Raw genomic sequence first — 13,354 nt, 5'->3', positions numbered from 1 at the left:
GAGGCTGACGGCCCAGGCGCATGAAAGGGTTTGAATGTTCGAGGCTCTGAACGAGCGGCTGACAGGCGTCTTCGACCGGATCACCGGGCGCGGCGCCCTGTCCGAAAAGGATGTCGAGGAGGCCCTGCGCGAGGTCCGCGTCGCCCTGCTCGAGGCCGACGTCGCCCTGCCGGTGGTCAAGGACTTCATCGCTCGCGCCAAGACGGCCGCGACCGGCGAGGAAGTCATCCGCGCGGTCAAGCCCGCCGATCAGGTGGTCAAGATCGTCTATGACGGCCTGGTCGACATGCTGGGCGGCGAAGAGCCGGTTCCGCTGAACACCAATGCGACCCCGCCCGCCGTCGTGCTGATGGCCGGTCTGCAGGGCTCGGGCAAGACGACGACCTCGGCCAAGCTGGCCTTGCGTCTGTCGAAGTTCGACAAGAAGAAGGTCATGATGGCCTCGCTGGACACGCGTCGTCCGGCGGCCATGGAGCAACTGGCTACGCTCGGTCAGCAGATCGAGGTCGCGACTCTGCCCATCGTGGCGGGCGAGAGCGCGGTCCAGATCACCCGCCGCGCGCTTCAGTCGGCCAAGCTGCAGGGCTTCGACGTCCTGATCCTCGACACCGCCGGCCGCATCACCCTGGACGAAGGGCTGATGAATGAGGTGGCCGAGGTCGCCGAGATCGCCAAGCCGATCGAGACCCTGCTGGTGGCCGACAGCCTGACGGGTCAGGACGCGGTGCGCACCGCTAGCGCCTTCCACGAGCGCCTGCCGCTAACGGGCCTGGTGCTGACCCGCGCCGACGGCGACGGGCGCGGCGGCGCCATGCTGTCGATGCGCGCCGTCACCGGCCTGCCGATCAAATATCTGGGTGCGGGCGAAAAGGTCGATGCGCTGGACGTCTTCGACGCCCGCCGCGTCGCCGGCCGTATCCTGGGTCAGGGGGATATCGTCGCCCTGGTCGAGAAGGCCGCGGGCGAGCTGGACCAGGCCAAGGCCGAGAAGATGGCCCGCAAGCTGGCCAAGGGCCAGTTCGATCTGGACGACCTGGCGGGTCAACTGAACCAGATGAAGAAGATGGGCGGCCTTCAGGGCATCATGGGCCTGCTGCCCGGCGTGGCCAAGCTGAAGAACCAGATGGCCGAGAACAACGTCTCGGACAAGATGATCGACCGCCAGCTGGCCGTCATCAGCTCCATGACCAAGGCCGAGCGCAAGAAGCCGGACCTGCTGAACGCCAGCCGCAAGAAACGTGTCGCCAAGGGCGCCGGGGTCGAGGTTCAGGACATCAATCGCCTGCTGAAGCAGCACCGACAGATGGCCGACATGGTCAAGTCGTTGTCCAAGGGCGGCGGCAAGAACCTGCAGAAGATGGCCTCCATGATGGGCGGCCTGCCCGGCATGGGCGGCGGCGGTCCGGACATGAACCGCCTGAAGGCCCTGGGCGGCGGCAAGATGCCGGAACCCTCGGCCGATGAAATGAAAGCCATTCAGGACCGCCTGGCGGGTCTGGGCGGCGGACAACTTCCGGGGGGCCTTCCGGGTCTGCCGGGCTTCCCCAAAAAGAACTAACGCCTTTCTAGAAAGAGACTGAAAATGCTGAAGATTCGTCTGGCCCGCGGCGGCGCCAAGAAGCGCCCCTACTACCACATCGTCATCGCCGACTCGCACAGCCCGCGCGACGGCAAGTTCATCGAGCGCGTCGGCAGCTATAACCCGATGCTGCCGAAGGACAGCGCCACCCCGCGCATCGTCCTGAAGGCTGACCGCATCTCGGAATGGCTGGCCAAGGGCGCTCAGCCGACCGACCGCGTGGCCCGCTTCATCAGCCAGAGCCAGGACGAAGTTCTGGTCGGCAAGGTCAAGTGGACCCAGAGCAACAACCCGAAGAAGGGCGAGCCGGGCAAGAAGGCCCAGGAACGCGCCGCCGAGCGCGCCCAGCGCGAAGCCGACCGCCTGGAAGCCGAAGCCGCCGCCAAGGCCGAGGCCGCTGAAGCCGCCGCCGCCGCTGCTGCTGCTCCGGCTGAGGAAGCTCCGGCTGAAGAAGCGCCCGCTGCTGAAGTCGCCGCCGAGGCGACCGAAGAGCAGGCCTGAGCCTTATCTCTTCATCCGGCCCCGGCCGGTTGAAACGGGAAAGCAGCGTCCTTCCGGGGCGCTGCTTTTCTGCTATCTGGACCCATCGCATCGGCAAACGGAGCCCGGCCATGAGCAGCGAAGACAAACTGATCCTGGTCGGCCAGATCGGCGGCGCCTTCGGGGTGAAGGGCGAGGTGCGGATCAGCGCCTATACCGCCGACGCCATGGCCCTGGTCGGCTATTCGCCGCTGCTGGGCGCCGACGGCAAGCCGGTGCTGACCCTGCTTTCGGCGCGGCCGGACAAGGCGGGCGTGGTGGCGCGCGTCAAGGAGATCGCGACGAAGGAAGAGGCCGACGCCCGGCGCGGCCAGAAGCTGTTCGTCACCCGCGACGCCTTGCCTGAGCCTGAAGAAGACGAGTTCTACCTGACCGACCTGATCGGCCTGGAGGGGCGCGATCCGGCCGACGTGGTGCTGGGCAAGGTGAAGTCGGTTCAGAATTTCGGCGCCGACGACATGCTGGAGATCGCCCCGGCCGAGGGCGGCCCGACCTGGTATCTGCCCTTCACGCGCGAGGCGGCGCCTGAACTGCACATCAAGGAAGGCTGGCTGCGTATCGTTCGCCCGAGCGAAGTCAGCGATCTCGACGAAGACTGACGCTGACACGGTTGCGGATTGCGCGCAGGCTTCCAACATGGAGGGGGTCACACCAGCCGGAGCGCTTCATGGCCGATCTATCCGCCTTTCCCGTCACCCGCCAGTTTCCGCCGCAGCATCCTGACCGGCTCCAGCTCTATTCCCTGACGACGCCGAACGGGGTGAAGGTCTCCATCCTGCTGGAAGAGCTGGGCCTGCCCTATGAGGCGCACCGGGTCGACATCAGCAAGGACGAGACCTGGACGCCTGAGTTCCTGTCGCTGAACCCCAACGGCAAGATCCCCGCCATCATCGACCCCGACGGTCCGGGGCATAAGCCGCTGGCCCTGTTCGAGTCCGGCGCCATCCTGGTCTATCTGGCGGAGAAGGCGGGGCGCTTCCTGCCGACCGATCCGGCGGCGCGCTATGAGACGCTGCAGTGGGTCTTCTTCCAGATGGCGGCCATCGGCCCGATGTTCGGCCAGGTCGGCTTCTTCCATAAATTCGCCGGGCGCGAGTACGAGGACAAGCGGCCGCGCGATCGCTACGTCGCGGAATCGCGGCGTCTGCTGGGCGTGCTGGAAGGGCGTCTGGAGGGCCGCCAGTGGATCATGGGCGACGACTACACCATCGCCGACATCGCCATCCTGGGCTGGGTGCGCAACCTGATCGAACACTATGGCGCGGGCGATCTGGTCGGCTATGCGGACTTCCCGCGCGTGGCCGCCTGGCTGGCGCGCGGGCTGGCCCGACCGGCCGTGCAGCGGGGCCTGAGCATCCCGGCGCAGCCTTAAAGGCGAGGTTGCGGGGGCGGGCGGTGCGCCGCGCCCCCGCGCAGTCTCAGACTTCTTCGGTCGGGGCGTCGCCGACGTATTTCTTGATCGACTCGATGGCGCGCTTGGCGCCCGACTTGTCGGAATAGCCTTCGGTCGAGAAGATGATTTCCGAGTTGTATTTGAACCGGACGCGGAACTCGCCGGCCTTGTCCTGATAGACTTCGAACTTGTGCGCCATGATCGCCTCGCTCTGACGGCCGCCAGTCGGCCGAGGCGAGGAAGCTGCCACGGCCCCGCTCAAGGCGTAAAGGGCGTGAAATGTAAAAGGCCGTGAGGCGATCAGCCGCGCGCTGGAATCCAGCGCCGCGCCGCCAAGGCCAGGAAGCCGACCGCCAAGCCCCAGAAGGCCGAACCGACCCCGAACAGGGCCACGCCCGACGCGGTGGCGGCGAAGGTCAGCACCGCCGCCTCGCGATCCTTGGCCGCGGCCATCATGGCGCCCAGTGATCCGGTCAGGGGCGCGATCAGGGCCAGGCCGGTGATGACTGCCAGGGCGCCGGTCGGCATGGCGATGAACAGGCCCGCCAGCGGCGCCGCGAACAGGGCGACGACCAGGTAGAACAGGCCGTAGATCACGCCCACGGTCCAGCGTTTGGAGGCGTCGGGGTGAGCGTCCGGCTCGGTGCAGATGGCGGCGGTGATGGCCGCCAGGTTGACGCCGTGCGCGCCGAACGGCGCCAGCAGGGTGCTGGTCAGCCCGCCCCAGAAGATCAGCTTTCCGGCGGGCGGGGCGTAGCCTGCGGCTCTCAACACCACCAGTCCGGGCAGGTTCTGCGAGGCCAGCGTCACCAGATACAGCGGCAGGGCCAGGCTGACCGCCGCCTTCCAGTCGAAGGCGGGCATGACGGGCGACAGGGCGCCGAACAGGCCGGTCCCTCGGGCAGGGCGACCTGACCGCGCACGGCCAGAACCGCGAAGGCGAAGACCAGAATCGCGGGCAGGGACCAGGCGGGCGCCAGCCTGCGCATGATCAGAAAGACCAGCAGAAGCCCCGCCGACAGCATCAGATCGGTCGGAAACACCAGAAACAGCTTGAGACAGAAGGGCAGCAGCACACCCGCCAGCATGGCCGAGGCGATGGCCGCCGGAATTCGCTCCGCCAGTCGGCCCAGCGTCGGGACCAGCCCGGTCAGCACCATCATCAGCCCGGCGATGACGAAGGCGCCCACGGCCGTCGACCAGCCGAGGCCCAGCGTCGAGGCCGCCAGCAGGGCCGCGCCAGGCGTCGACCAGGCGAGGACCACCGGCATCTTCAGCCGCCAGCTCAGCACTGCGCCGGGCAGGCCGATGCCCAGACACAGGGCGGTGACCATGGAGATGATCTGGCCGGGCGACGCGCCCATCGCCTGTCCCGCCTGAACGATCAGGGCGACCGTGCCGCCGAAGCCGACGACGGTCGCCACGGCGGCGGCGGAGAAACTGGCGGGCGGCGGCAGGCGCAGGGCACTCATGCGTTCAAGCTAGGCCGAGGGGCGGACGCCTGAAAGTAGAAATGCGGCTTTCCGCTCATCCGGCGGACGCCGGGATGAGCGGATAGTGGGGGGAGATGCAAAAAGGGCCGCCGGTGTCCCGGCGGCCCTCTGTCTGTCCGAAACCCGGTCGGGTTCAGCCTTCCATGTCGTCCGGCAGGCCGACGGCGTGGAAACCGGCGTCGACGTGGACGACTTCGCCCGTGGTCGAGCGGCCCAGGTCCGAGCATAGCCACAGGGCGGCGCCGGCGACGCCTTCCATCGAGGTCTCTTCCTTGATCAGCGAGAACTGCGCCGACTTGGAGTGCAGGCCGCGCCCGCCCGAGATGCCGGCCAGCGACAGGGTGCGCATGGCGCCCGCCGAGATGGCGTTGACGCGGATGTTCTTCGGACCCAGGTCGCGCGCGATGTAGCGGGTCGCGGCTTCCAGGGCGGCCTTGGCCACGCCCATGGTGTTGTAGTTGGGGATGACCCGCTCGGACCCGAGGTAGGTCAGGGTGATCATCGAGCCGCCGTTCGGCATCAGCCGGGCCGAACGCTTGGCCACGTCGACGAAGCTGAAGGCCGAGATGTTCATGGCCAGCAGGAAGCTGTCGCGGGTGGTGTTGTCGACGAAGGAGCCCTTCAGTTCGTCCTTGTTGGCGAAGGCCACCGAGTGGACGACGAAGTCGATCGTGCCGAATTCCTTTTCCAGCTCGGCGAAGGCGGCGTCCATGGAGGCGTCGTCGGTGACGTCGGCCTGGATCAGCAGCTTGGCGCCGACGCTTTCGGCCAGCGGGCGCACGCGGCGCTCAAGACCCTCGCCCAGGTAGGTGAAGGCCAGCTCGGCGCCCTGGGCGGCCAGCTGCGAGGCGATGCCCCAGGCGATGGAGCTGGAGTTCGCGACCCCCATGATCAGGCCCTTCTTGCCCTTCATGAGGTCTCCGGTGGGCATGTCCCAGCCTTCGCTCGTCGCCATGGGTTCGTCTCCGTATCTAGAACTTGTTCCGCCTTTTGGACGGGCGCGCGGCGGGTGACAAGCGTTCAGGCCTCGGCCGGCCTTAATCCGCGAGGCTGGCGTTTCTCCGCAGGCAGCCTAAGTTGAAGCCATGAGCTTCGACGTCGACAGTCCGAATGCGCAACCGGAGGCGGGGCCGGTCTTCTTCGACCGCCGCGAACTGGACCAGATGCTGCGGGTCTATGGGCGGATGGTGGCGGCGGGCGAATGGCGCGACTACGCCATGACCGGCCAGAAGGACCACGCCGAGTTCGCCGTCTTTCGCCGCCACGGCGACGCGCCGCTCTATCGGATCGAGAAACGTCCGGCCCTGCGCCTGAAACAGGGGCAGTGGGCCGTGATCGGCGAGGGCGGCCATGTGCTGAAGCGCGGCCGCGACCTGGCCCAGGTTCTGCGCGTCTTCGACAGCCGCAAGTTCACGGTGGTGGAGTAGGCGGCGACAAAAGAAAAAGGCCCCGACGTCGCCGTCGGGGCCTCATTCTTTCTTGGCCTATCGCCCTTCGGGCTGCTTGAGGCCTGCGCTCAAGTCGGCCGTGACCGCGTCACGGCCATAGCGCACTTGGAAAGCCCCTATTCGCGGCTGCCCATGAAGGCCAGCAGGAACTGGAACAGGTTGATGAAGTTGATGAACAGGCTCAGCGCGCCGAAGCCCGTCGCCACGCCCATCGCGTTCTTGTCGCCGCCCAGGGCGTAGTAGGTCATCTTCAGGCGCTGGGTGTCATAGGCGATCAGGCCCGAGAAGATCAGTACGCCGGCGCCGGAGATGATCAGGTACATCACGCCCGACTGCATGAAGATGTTCACGATCGAGGCGATGACCAGACCGATCACGCCCATGATCAGGAAGGTGCCCATGCCGGTCAGATCCTTCTTGGTCGTATAGCCGACCAGGCTCAGACCCGCGAAGGCGGCGGCGGTGACGAAGAAGGTCGAGGCCAGCGAGCCGTTGGTGTAGCGCAGGAACAGCACGCCCAGGCCCGCGCCGATGGTGGCGACCACAGCCCAGTAGAGCATGTTCACGCCCTTGGCCGACGGGTTCTTCATGAAGAACATCGAGCCGAACAGCATGACCAGCGGCGAGAACTGGACGATCATGCCCAGCATCGTCAGGCCGATGCGGCCGTCGTCCATGCGGGCGAACAGCAGCTGCTGCACCGCCGGGACGTTGCCGGTGACGTAGGCCAGGGCGCCCGCGACGACCAGACCGATCGCCAGCTTGTTGTAGACGCCCAGCATGAAGGCGCGCAGACCGGCGTCGACGGACATGTCCGCCGACTGCGGAAGCGGGCGCGCATAGCCGTTGTTGAAATCGCTCATCGCGAAAGAAGTCTCCCATTCGGCCGGGAATGTCCCGACCTTTGGCTGAAATATCGGGATGCAGACGCATCCTTGCAAGAAAAACCGGACTTCCGGCCGCCGGTTCCGCCCGCTACCAAGGGTCGCATGTTGCGCCTGTTCACCGCCATTCCGATCCCCGAGGACGTCGCCGAGACCCTGGCGCGGCGTCAATCCGGCCTGCCCGGCGCGCGCTGGCGGCCGCTGGACGCCCTGCACGTCACCCTGGCCTTCTATGGCGAGGCGTCCGAGCGGACGGCCGACGATCTGGCCTCGGAACTGACGCGGGCCGAGGGCGGCGGGGCGTTCGAGATCACCCTGAACGGCGTCGGCGCCTTCGGCGACGCCCACCGCAGCCATACCCTGTGGGCCGGGCTGGAGCGGTCCGAGCGGCTGAACGTCCTGGCCGGGCGCTGTCGGTCGGCGGGCGAGCGGGCGGGCGTTCCGCCTGAGAAGCGCGAATACCGGCCGCACGTCACCCTGGCCTATCTGAAGCCCCAGGCGAACCCCGACCGCATCGGCGCCTGGATCACCGGGCACAATCTGCTGAAGTCGCCGCCGATCCGGGTGGATCGCTTCGGGCTTTACTCCAGCGTTTTGACCGGGGACGGCAGCGTCTACACCCTTGAACGCGAGTATCTGTTGTGATCGATCGCCCGACGTCCCCTCTCGGTCCGACGCTGGAGACCGAACGCCTGTTCCTGCGTCCGCCGACGCTGGAGGATTTTCCGCGCTGGGCCGACTTCATGAGCGACCCCGAGACGACGCGCTTCATCGGCGGGGTGCAGTCCCGGCATGAGGTGTGGCGCGCCATCGCTTCGGTCGCGGGCATGTGGGCGCTGCACGGCGAGGGCATGTTCTCGCTGATCGAGAAGACGACCGGCCTGTGGATGGGGCGCATCGGGCCGCTGCATCCCTATGGCTGGCCGGGCCGCGAGGTGGGCTGGAGCCTGCACCGCGACGCCACGGGCAAGGGCTATGCGATCGAGGCCGCCGCGGCGACGATGGACTACGCCTGCGACGTGCTGGACTGGCCGGACGTCATCCACTGCATCGACCCCGACAACCGGGCGTCAGAGAAGGTGGCCGAGCGGCTGGGTTCGATTAATCGCGGGCCGGGCGTCATGCCGCCGCCGTTCCATGAGCACGCGGTCAACCTGTGGGGCCAGACGCGCGAGCAGTGGCGCGTGAACCGGCAGCGCTTGCGGTAGGAACATAGGCGGAACATAAAGGCGAATGCCCGCCGCCGCGCTTCACCTCGAACTGGTCTTCAGCCGCCCCGAAACGACCTTGTCCGTCACGCGGGGGGCGGCGCGGCTGATGCTGGACATGGGTTATGCGCCCCTGCTGGAGGTCTGTTTGCCCAATGGGCGGCGCGCCGACGTCATGGCCCTGGGGCCCAAGGGCGACCTCGTCATCTGCGAGGTGAAGTCGGGGATCGACGACTACCGCGTCGATCGCAAATGGCAGGAGTACGGCCCCTTCTGCGACGCCTTCTACTTCGCCGTCGCGCCGGAGTTCCCCGAAGGCGTGCTGCCGGACGAGCCGGGCCTGATCGTGGCCGACGGCTTCGGCGGGGCGGTGGTGCGCGACGCGCCGGCGACGCCCCTGGCGCCCGCGCGCCGCAAGGCCCTGACCCTGGCCTTCGCCCGCCTGGGCGCGCTCAGGACGATGCGGGACTGAAGCCCTATCCGCCCACCGCGTGCAGGGCTGCGCCGTGATCGCGCAGCCAGCGGCGGTGCGGGCGGTGATCTCCGACCAGGCGGGCGACCACGGCCCAATAAGCGGGGCTGTGGTCGGCGTGGACCAGGTGGGCGACCTCGTGCGCGGCCAGGTAGTCGGCGACGGCGGGCGGGGCCATGATGACGCGCCAGGAATAGCGGATCGAGCGGTTGTGCGGGCTGCATGAGCCCCAGCGCGAGCGGGTGTCGACGATGGACACCTTCACCGGCTTCTGGCCCAGGGTCTTCAGATGGACGTCGGTTCGCTCGACCAGGAAGTCGCGCGCGGCGCGGCGGAACCAGTTCTCGATGCGGCGCGAGAAGGCCTCGCCCTCGCCGCCCGAGCGCAGCACCGGTCCCTCCGGCGTGTCGATCAGGCGGGCCGCTCCTGCGCCCCCGCCGGCTTCTAGGCGCACCGGGCGACCCTGCCAGGTCACGACCGCGCCCGGCTCGAACGGCTGGGCGTCAACGCGCGCGGCCAGTCGCTCGGCGATCCATCCGGCCTTGGTGCTGGCGAAGGCCACCACCTCGCCCAGGCGTCGCTCGCTGGGCGCTACGGCCACGGCTTCGCCGGCGCGGGCGTCGATGCGGATCGACAGCCGACGCGCGCGCGGATTGACCGACAGCCTCAGGGCGCCGCCGCCCTCAAGCGGCAGACGCTGACCGTTCCGGTACGACACTGAGGGCTTCGTTCTGGGCGATGAAGTCGCGCACGCGGGGATAGATCTCCTCGCGGAAACGGCGGCCGTTGAAGACGCCGTAGTGGCCGACCTTGGGCTGCACGTAGAGCAGGCGACGATCGTCGGGAATGTTGGGCGTCAGGCCGTGCGCCGCCTGGGTCTGGCCGACGCCGGAGATGTCGTCCATCTCGCCCTCGATGGTGGCCAGGCCGATGTCCGTGATCGCCGTCAGATCGACCGTCTCGCCGCGATGCTGCAACAGGCCGCGGGGCAGCAGATGCTGCTGGAAGACGATGTCGATGGTCTGGAGATAGAACTCCTCGGTCAGGTCCAGCACCGACAGATATTCGTCGTAGAACTGCTCGTGCTTCTCGACCCCGTCGCCGTCGCCTTCGACCAGGCTCTCGAAATAACGGCGATGGGCGTCGACGTGCTTGTCCTCGTTCATCGACATGAAGCTGTAGAGCTGGACGAAGCCCGGATAGACCCGCCGCCCCACGCCCGGATAGGGCCAGGGCACGGTGTGGATCATGTTCGACTTGAACCAGGTGAAGGGCTTTTCCTCGGCCAGCTGGTTCGTCACCGTCGGCGACAGGCGGGCGTCGATGGGCGAGCCCATGAAGGTCATGGAGGCGGGGCGGTTCGGGTCGTTCTGCGCCGCCATCACCGCGCAGGCGGCCAGCACCGGCGGCCCCGGCTGGCAGACGCCGACGACGTGGGCGCGCGGCCCCGCCGCCGCCAGCATGTCGCGCACGTGGTCGATGTAGTCGTTGAAGTCGAACCTACCTTCCAGCATCGGCACCTGGCGGGCGTTGGTCCAGTCGGCGACATAGACGTCGTGGTCCTGCAGGAAGGTCTCGACCGTGCCGCGCAGCAGGGTGGCGTAGTGGCCCGACAGCGGGGCCACGATCACCACGGCGGGCGCCGCCGCGGGTTTGCCCGCGCGCTTCAGGTCGCCGATGTTGCGGGCGAACCGCACCAGTCGGCACCAGGGCGAGGACCAGACGACCTGTTCGGTGGTGCGAACCGGCTTGCCGTCGATCTCAAGCGTCTCCAGCCCCCAGTCGGGCTTGCCGTACCGGCGGGTCAGGCTCTCGAACACCTCGGCCGAGGCGTAGGCGGTGCGGCCGATGGCCGTGTCCGACGCCGGATTGAACGGAGAGGTCCAGAACTGGCGGGCCATTTGGGCCCCGATCCGGAACGGCGTCGCCGAATGATAGGCGAGCTCGTGAAAAGCGTAGAGCATGAAACCCCGACTGCGGCCCCCGCCGATGCGGAACGCCGATCATACAGAGTGCTGCGCCGCAAAAAAGACCGGCGGCGTTTCGTTCAGGGAAAGGTGATCAGCCCTTCTCCATCGCATTCTCGATCAGGGTGGCGGTGCGGCTGGGCCCCAGGTCGTGGGCGACCGCGCTGCGGAACTTTCCGTCTGGGCCCATCAGATAGACGGTCAGGCCGTGATTCATGGTGTAGCCCTCGCCCTCGCCGACCTTCTGATAGAAGGCGCGATAGGCCTTGGCGGCCTTGGCCACCTGTTCCGGCGTGCCGGTCAGGCCGATGACGCCGTCGGGGAAGCCGTCCGACGAGAGGTAGTCCTTCAGCATCTGCGGCGTGTCGCGCTCGGGGTCGATGCTGATGAAGACGATCTGCAGATCCTTGGCCTTGTCGCCCATCCGCTCCTGCACCGCGTTCAGCACGCCCAGGGTGGTCGGGCAGTAGTCGGGGCAATAGGTGAAGCCGAAGAAGACCAGGGTCCATTTCCCGTTCAGGATCGTCTGGTCGACGACCTGGCCGTCCTGATTGGTCAGGGTGAAGTCGCCGCCGACCAGGGGCTGGCCCGTCGCGACGTCCGTGGTCTGGGTCGCCTGCTGGCGGCTGCCGACGACCACCATGGTGATCAGGCCCAGCGCCAGGGCGATGACCGCGCAGGCGGCGGCGAACAGGATCACGGGACGGCGGGGCATGGCGTCTCCTTATCGGGAACGGAAGTCGTTTCGGCGGCCGCGACACGGCGAACCGTGCAGCCGCTCTTCGCCCGGTCTATAGAAGAGCGGTGAGCCGTACAGAAGCCCCCATCCCGTCGCACGCCCATCCCCACGCCCCGCCGCATCTGCTGGCCCAGGCGGGCGGCGAACTGGCCGGTCTGCCGGAACTGCCCCGGCGCGGGCGGGGCCTGTCGCTGCGCACCTTGATCGTGCTGCGCTGGCTGGCGGTGATCGGCCAGACCTCGGCCATCCTGACCGCCTATTTCGCCCTGCACTTCCCCTTGCCCTTGTGGGAGTGCCTGACCGTGATCGGCGCGGGCGTGGTGATGAACCTGGCCACCATGGCGCGGGCGCGGCGCATCGACGGCAGCCTGCCCGACGGGCCGAGAACCGCCGCCCAGCTGGGTTTCGACATCCTGCAGCTGGCGACGTTGTTGGCCCTGACCGGCGGTTTGGCCAACCCCTTCTGCCTGCTGCTGGTCGCGCCGGTGACGATCGCGGCGGCGGCCCTGCCTGCGCGTCAGGCCGTCATTCTGGGCGTCATGGCGCTGATCGCCGTGGGCTTCCTGTTTTCCTGGTCCCTGCCGCTGCCGTGGCGGCTGCATGAGCATCTGGAGCTGCCGGGCCTCTATCGCCTGGGGCTGGGGCTGGCCCTGGTGACGGGGGTGCTGTTCACGGCCGGCTACGCCTGGAAGGTGGCGGCCGACGCCGACAAGCTGGAGCTGGCCCTCGCCACCACCCAGGACGTGCTGCAGCGCGAGCAGAGGCTGGCGGCCCTGGGCGGACTGGCCGCCGCCGCCGCCCATGAGCTGGGCACGCCCCTGGCCACCATCCAGGTCGTCGCCAAGGAGATGTTGCGCGACGCGCCCGCGGGCAGCCCGGCGGCCGAGGACGCCGCCCTGATCCTGCAACAGGCGGAACGCTGCCGCGCCATCCTCAAGCAACTGTCGTCCCAGCCTGAGGAAGGCGACGCTCTGTTCGCCGACATCGGCCTGAAGGCCCTGCTGGAGGAGGTGGCGGAACCGCATCGGGGCTTCGATCTCGATTTCGACATCGCCCTGAAGATTCCGCTCGGCCAGGAGGCCCCGCGCCTGCGTCGCCTGCCCGAGATCGTCCACGGCCTGTCCACCCTGGTCGAGAACGCCGCCGATTTCGCCACCGCTCGCGTCCAGCTGACCGGGGTGGTCGACGCCGGGTGGATCGAGATCGACATCGTCGACGACGGCCCCGGCTTCGCTTCCGAAATCCTGCCGCGTCTGGGCGAGCCCTATGTGACCAGCCGTCCTCAGGCCAAGGCCCGCCGCGCCCTGGCCGCCCAGATCGCCTCGGCCACCCGTCCGGCCCGCCGGGAACGCCGCGCGCCGCCTCCGCCGGTCACCGCCCCCATCGCTCCCAGTCAGGGCGGCATGGGCCTGGGCTTCTTCATCGCCCGCACCCTGCTGGAACGGTCCGGCGCCAAGGTTTCGGTGGGTTCAGGCGACGCCGCCAAGGGTCAACCGGGGGGCGCCCGCGTCTCGGTCCGCTGGCCGCGCCAGGCCCTGGAAGTCACCGCCTCGGCCATGGAAGGCGATGGAACCTGATGTCGCAGTCGCGAGCTTGGCCCTTGACCCTGCGTCCCTGACGCACGACCTGAA

17 protein-coding genes are annotated in these 13,354 nt (G+C 68.2%); 9 read left to right on the top strand and 8 right to left on the bottom strand.

The window, feature by feature from the left end:
• Nucleotides 1-34: 34 nt before the first annotated feature.
• From ffh to FGL25_RS15055, 4 genes are all read left to right on the top strand, one after another.
• Nucleotides 35-1,558 carry a signal recognition particle protein gene (gene ffh, locus FGL25_RS15070; RefSeq protein ID WP_138142151.1) on the top strand — a complete coding sequence of 508 codons (1,524 nt, stop codon included), beginning with the start codon at nt 35-37 and terminating at the stop codon, nt 1,556-1,558.
• A 24-nt stretch (nt 1,559-1,582) separates the two neighbouring features.
• Entirely contained in the window at nt 1,583-2,080 is a 498-nt protein-coding gene (gene rpsP, locus FGL25_RS15065) for a 30S ribosomal protein S16 (RefSeq protein ID WP_138142150.1), read from the top strand.
• Nucleotides 2,081-2,190: 110 nt separating this feature from the next.
• Nucleotides 2,191-2,718, top strand: a complete 528-nt coding sequence (gene rimM / locus FGL25_RS15060) for a ribosome maturation factor RimM (protein ID WP_138142149.1) — start codon at nt 2,191-2,193, stop codon at nt 2,716-2,718.
• 68 nt (nt 2,719-2,786) lie between these two features.
• Nucleotides 2,787-3,491: a glutathione S-transferase N-terminal domain-containing protein gene (locus tag FGL25_RS15055; RefSeq protein WP_046653061.1), complete on the top strand. Its 705-nt coding sequence runs from the start codon at nt 2,787-2,789 to the stop codon at nt 3,489-3,491.
• 46 nt (nt 3,492-3,537) lie between these two features.
• Here FGL25_RS15055 and FGL25_RS15050 read toward each other — a convergent pair whose 3' ends face one another.
• From FGL25_RS15050 to FGL25_RS15040, 4 genes are all read right to left on the bottom strand, one after another.
• Nucleotides 3,538-3,711 carry a YegP family protein gene (locus FGL25_RS15050; RefSeq protein WP_076224443.1) on the bottom strand — a complete coding sequence of 58 codons (174 nt, stop codon included), beginning with the start codon at nt 3,709-3,711 and terminating at the stop codon, nt 3,538-3,540.
• A 101-nt stretch (nt 3,712-3,812) separates the two neighbouring features.
• Complete coding sequence (locus tag FGL25_RS17715) at nt 3,813-4,376, bottom strand: benzoate/H(+) symporter BenE family transporter (RefSeq protein WP_252970212.1); 564 nt, start codon at nt 4,374-4,376, stop codon at nt 3,813-3,815.
• Nucleotides 4,319-4,984 (bottom strand): benzoate/H(+) symporter BenE family transporter, encoded by a 666-nt coding sequence (locus FGL25_RS17710; protein WP_252970211.1) that lies wholly within the window; start codon nt 4,982-4,984, stop codon nt 4,319-4,321. The genes FGL25_RS17715 and FGL25_RS17710 overlap by 58 nt, the downstream gene beginning before the upstream one ends.
• 154 nt (nt 4,985-5,138) lie before the next feature.
• A complete protein-coding gene (locus tag FGL25_RS15040) occupies nt 5,139-5,936 on the bottom strand; it encodes an enoyl-ACP reductase FabI (protein ID WP_162200520.1) in 798 nt (265 codons plus the stop codon).
• Nucleotides 5,937-6,090: 154 nt separating this feature from the next.
• Between FGL25_RS15040 and FGL25_RS15035 the strand changes: the two genes are divergently transcribed.
• Nucleotides 6,091-6,432: a DUF2794 domain-containing protein gene (locus FGL25_RS15035; protein WP_138142148.1), complete on the top strand. Its 342-nt coding sequence runs from the start codon at nt 6,091-6,093 to the stop codon at nt 6,430-6,432.
• A gap of 137 nt (nt 6,433-6,569) precedes the next feature.
• Here FGL25_RS15035 and FGL25_RS15030 read toward each other — a convergent pair whose 3' ends face one another.
• Nucleotides 6,570-7,316 (bottom strand): Bax inhibitor-1/YccA family protein, encoded by a 747-nt coding sequence (locus tag FGL25_RS15030; RefSeq protein WP_003166666.1) that lies wholly within the window; start codon nt 7,314-7,316, stop codon nt 6,570-6,572.
• 126 nt (nt 7,317-7,442) lie between these two features.
• Between FGL25_RS15030 and thpR the strand changes: the two genes are divergently transcribed.
• Genes thpR through mmcB form a run of 3 tightly spaced genes read left to right on the top strand, consistent with a single transcriptional unit; the run spans nt 7,443 to nt 9,017 of the window.
• Nucleotides 7,443-7,982 (top strand): RNA 2',3'-cyclic phosphodiesterase, encoded by a 540-nt coding sequence (gene thpR, locus FGL25_RS15025; RefSeq protein ID WP_003166667.1) that lies wholly within the window; start codon nt 7,443-7,445, stop codon nt 7,980-7,982.
• Complete coding sequence (locus FGL25_RS15020; protein WP_138142147.1) at nt 7,979-8,545, top strand: GNAT family N-acetyltransferase; 567 nt, start codon at nt 7,979-7,981, stop codon at nt 8,543-8,545. Before thpR ends, FGL25_RS15020 begins: the two co-directional genes overlap by 4 nt.
• A gap of 25 nt (nt 8,546-8,570) precedes the next feature.
• Complete coding sequence (gene mmcB, locus FGL25_RS15015) at nt 8,571-9,017, top strand: DNA repair putative endonuclease MmcB (protein WP_138142146.1); 447 nt, start codon at nt 8,571-8,573, stop codon at nt 9,015-9,017.
• 4 nt (nt 9,018-9,021) lie between these two features.
• On the opposite strand, the gene FGL25_RS15010 is transcribed toward mmcB, so the two are convergent.
• The 3 genes from FGL25_RS15010 to FGL25_RS15000 form a co-directional block, all read right to left on the bottom strand.
• Nucleotides 9,022-9,735 carry a M48 family metallopeptidase gene (locus tag FGL25_RS15010; protein ID WP_138142145.1) on the bottom strand — a complete coding sequence of 238 codons (714 nt, stop codon included), beginning with the start codon at nt 9,733-9,735 and terminating at the stop codon, nt 9,022-9,024.
• On the bottom strand, nt 9,701-10,981 hold the full coding sequence (locus tag FGL25_RS15005; protein ID WP_138142144.1) for a polyhydroxyalkanoate depolymerase: 1,281 nt from the start codon (nt 10,979-10,981) through the stop codon (nt 9,701-9,703). The genes FGL25_RS15010 and FGL25_RS15005 overlap by 35 nt, the downstream gene beginning before the upstream one ends.
• Before the next feature lie 97 nt (nt 10,982-11,078).
• A complete protein-coding gene (locus FGL25_RS15000) occupies nt 11,079-11,699 on the bottom strand; it encodes an SCO family protein (protein ID WP_167493361.1) in 621 nt (206 codons plus the stop codon).
• A gap of 89 nt (nt 11,700-11,788) precedes the next feature.
• On the opposite strand from FGL25_RS15000, the gene FGL25_RS14995 reads away from it, so the two are divergent.
• Nucleotides 11,789-13,300, top strand: coding sequence for an ActS/PrrB/RegB family redox-sensitive histidine kinase (locus FGL25_RS14995; protein WP_138142143.1), 1,512 nt, complete (start codon nt 11,789-11,791; stop codon nt 13,298-13,300).
• Nucleotides 13,301-13,354 lie beyond the last annotated feature (54 nt).

This window comes from Brevundimonas vancanneytii (assembly GCF_901421975.1).
Taxonomy (GTDB): Bacteria; Pseudomonadota; Alphaproteobacteria; order Caulobacterales; family Caulobacteraceae; genus Brevundimonas; species Brevundimonas diminuta.
The sequence above is the reverse complement of the archived record's forward strand: the minus strand, read 5'-3'. Positions and strand labels throughout refer to the sequence as shown.

Excerpts from the sequence above, each read along its gene's own strand:
- FGL25_RS15005 (WP_138142144.1), bottom strand. The coding sequence starts at position 10,981 with ATGCTCTACGCTTTTCACGAGCTCGCCTATCATTCGGCGACGCCGTTC.
- FGL25_RS15030 (WP_003166666.1), bottom strand. The coding sequence starts at position 7,316 with ATGAGCGATTTCAACAACGGCTATGCGCGCCCGCTTCCGCAGTCGGCG.
- FGL25_RS15055 (WP_046653061.1), top strand. The coding sequence starts at position 2,787 with ATGGCCGATCTATCCGCCTTTCCCGTCACCCGCCAGTTTCCGCCGCAG.
- FGL25_RS17715 (WP_252970212.1), bottom strand. The coding sequence starts at position 4,376 with ATGCCCGCCTTCGACTGGAAGGCGGCGGTCAGCCTGGCCCTGCCGCTG.
- mmcB (WP_138142146.1), top strand. The coding sequence starts at position 8,571 with ATGCCCGCCGCCGCGCTTCACCTCGAACTGGTCTTCAGCCGCCCCGAA.
- FGL25_RS15040 (WP_162200520.1), bottom strand. The coding sequence starts at position 5,936 with ATGCCCACCGGAGACCTCATGAAGGGCAAGAAGGGCCTGATCATGGGG.
- ffh (WP_138142151.1), top strand. The coding sequence starts at position 35 with ATGTTCGAGGCTCTGAACGAGCGGCTGACAGGCGTCTTCGACCGGATC.
- FGL25_RS17710 (WP_252970211.1), bottom strand. The coding sequence starts at position 4,984 with ATGAGTGCCCTGCGCCTGCCGCCGCCCGCCAGTTTCTCCGCCGCCGCC.
- FGL25_RS15000 (WP_167493361.1), bottom strand. The coding sequence starts at position 11,699 with ATGCCCCGCCGTCCCGTGATCCTGTTCGCCGCCGCCTGCGCGGTCATC.
- thpR (WP_003166667.1), top strand. The coding sequence starts at position 7,443 with ATGTTGCGCCTGTTCACCGCCATTCCGATCCCCGAGGACGTCGCCGAG.
- FGL25_RS15050 (WP_076224443.1), bottom strand. The coding sequence starts at position 3,711 with ATGGCGCACAAGTTCGAAGTCTATCAGGACAAGGCCGGCGAGTTCCGC.
- FGL25_RS15035 (WP_138142148.1), top strand. The coding sequence starts at position 6,091 with ATGAGCTTCGACGTCGACAGTCCGAATGCGCAACCGGAGGCGGGGCCG.
- rimM (WP_138142149.1), top strand. The coding sequence starts at position 2,191 with ATGAGCAGCGAAGACAAACTGATCCTGGTCGGCCAGATCGGCGGCGCC.
- rpsP (WP_138142150.1), top strand. The coding sequence starts at position 1,583 with ATGCTGAAGATTCGTCTGGCCCGCGGCGGCGCCAAGAAGCGCCCCTAC.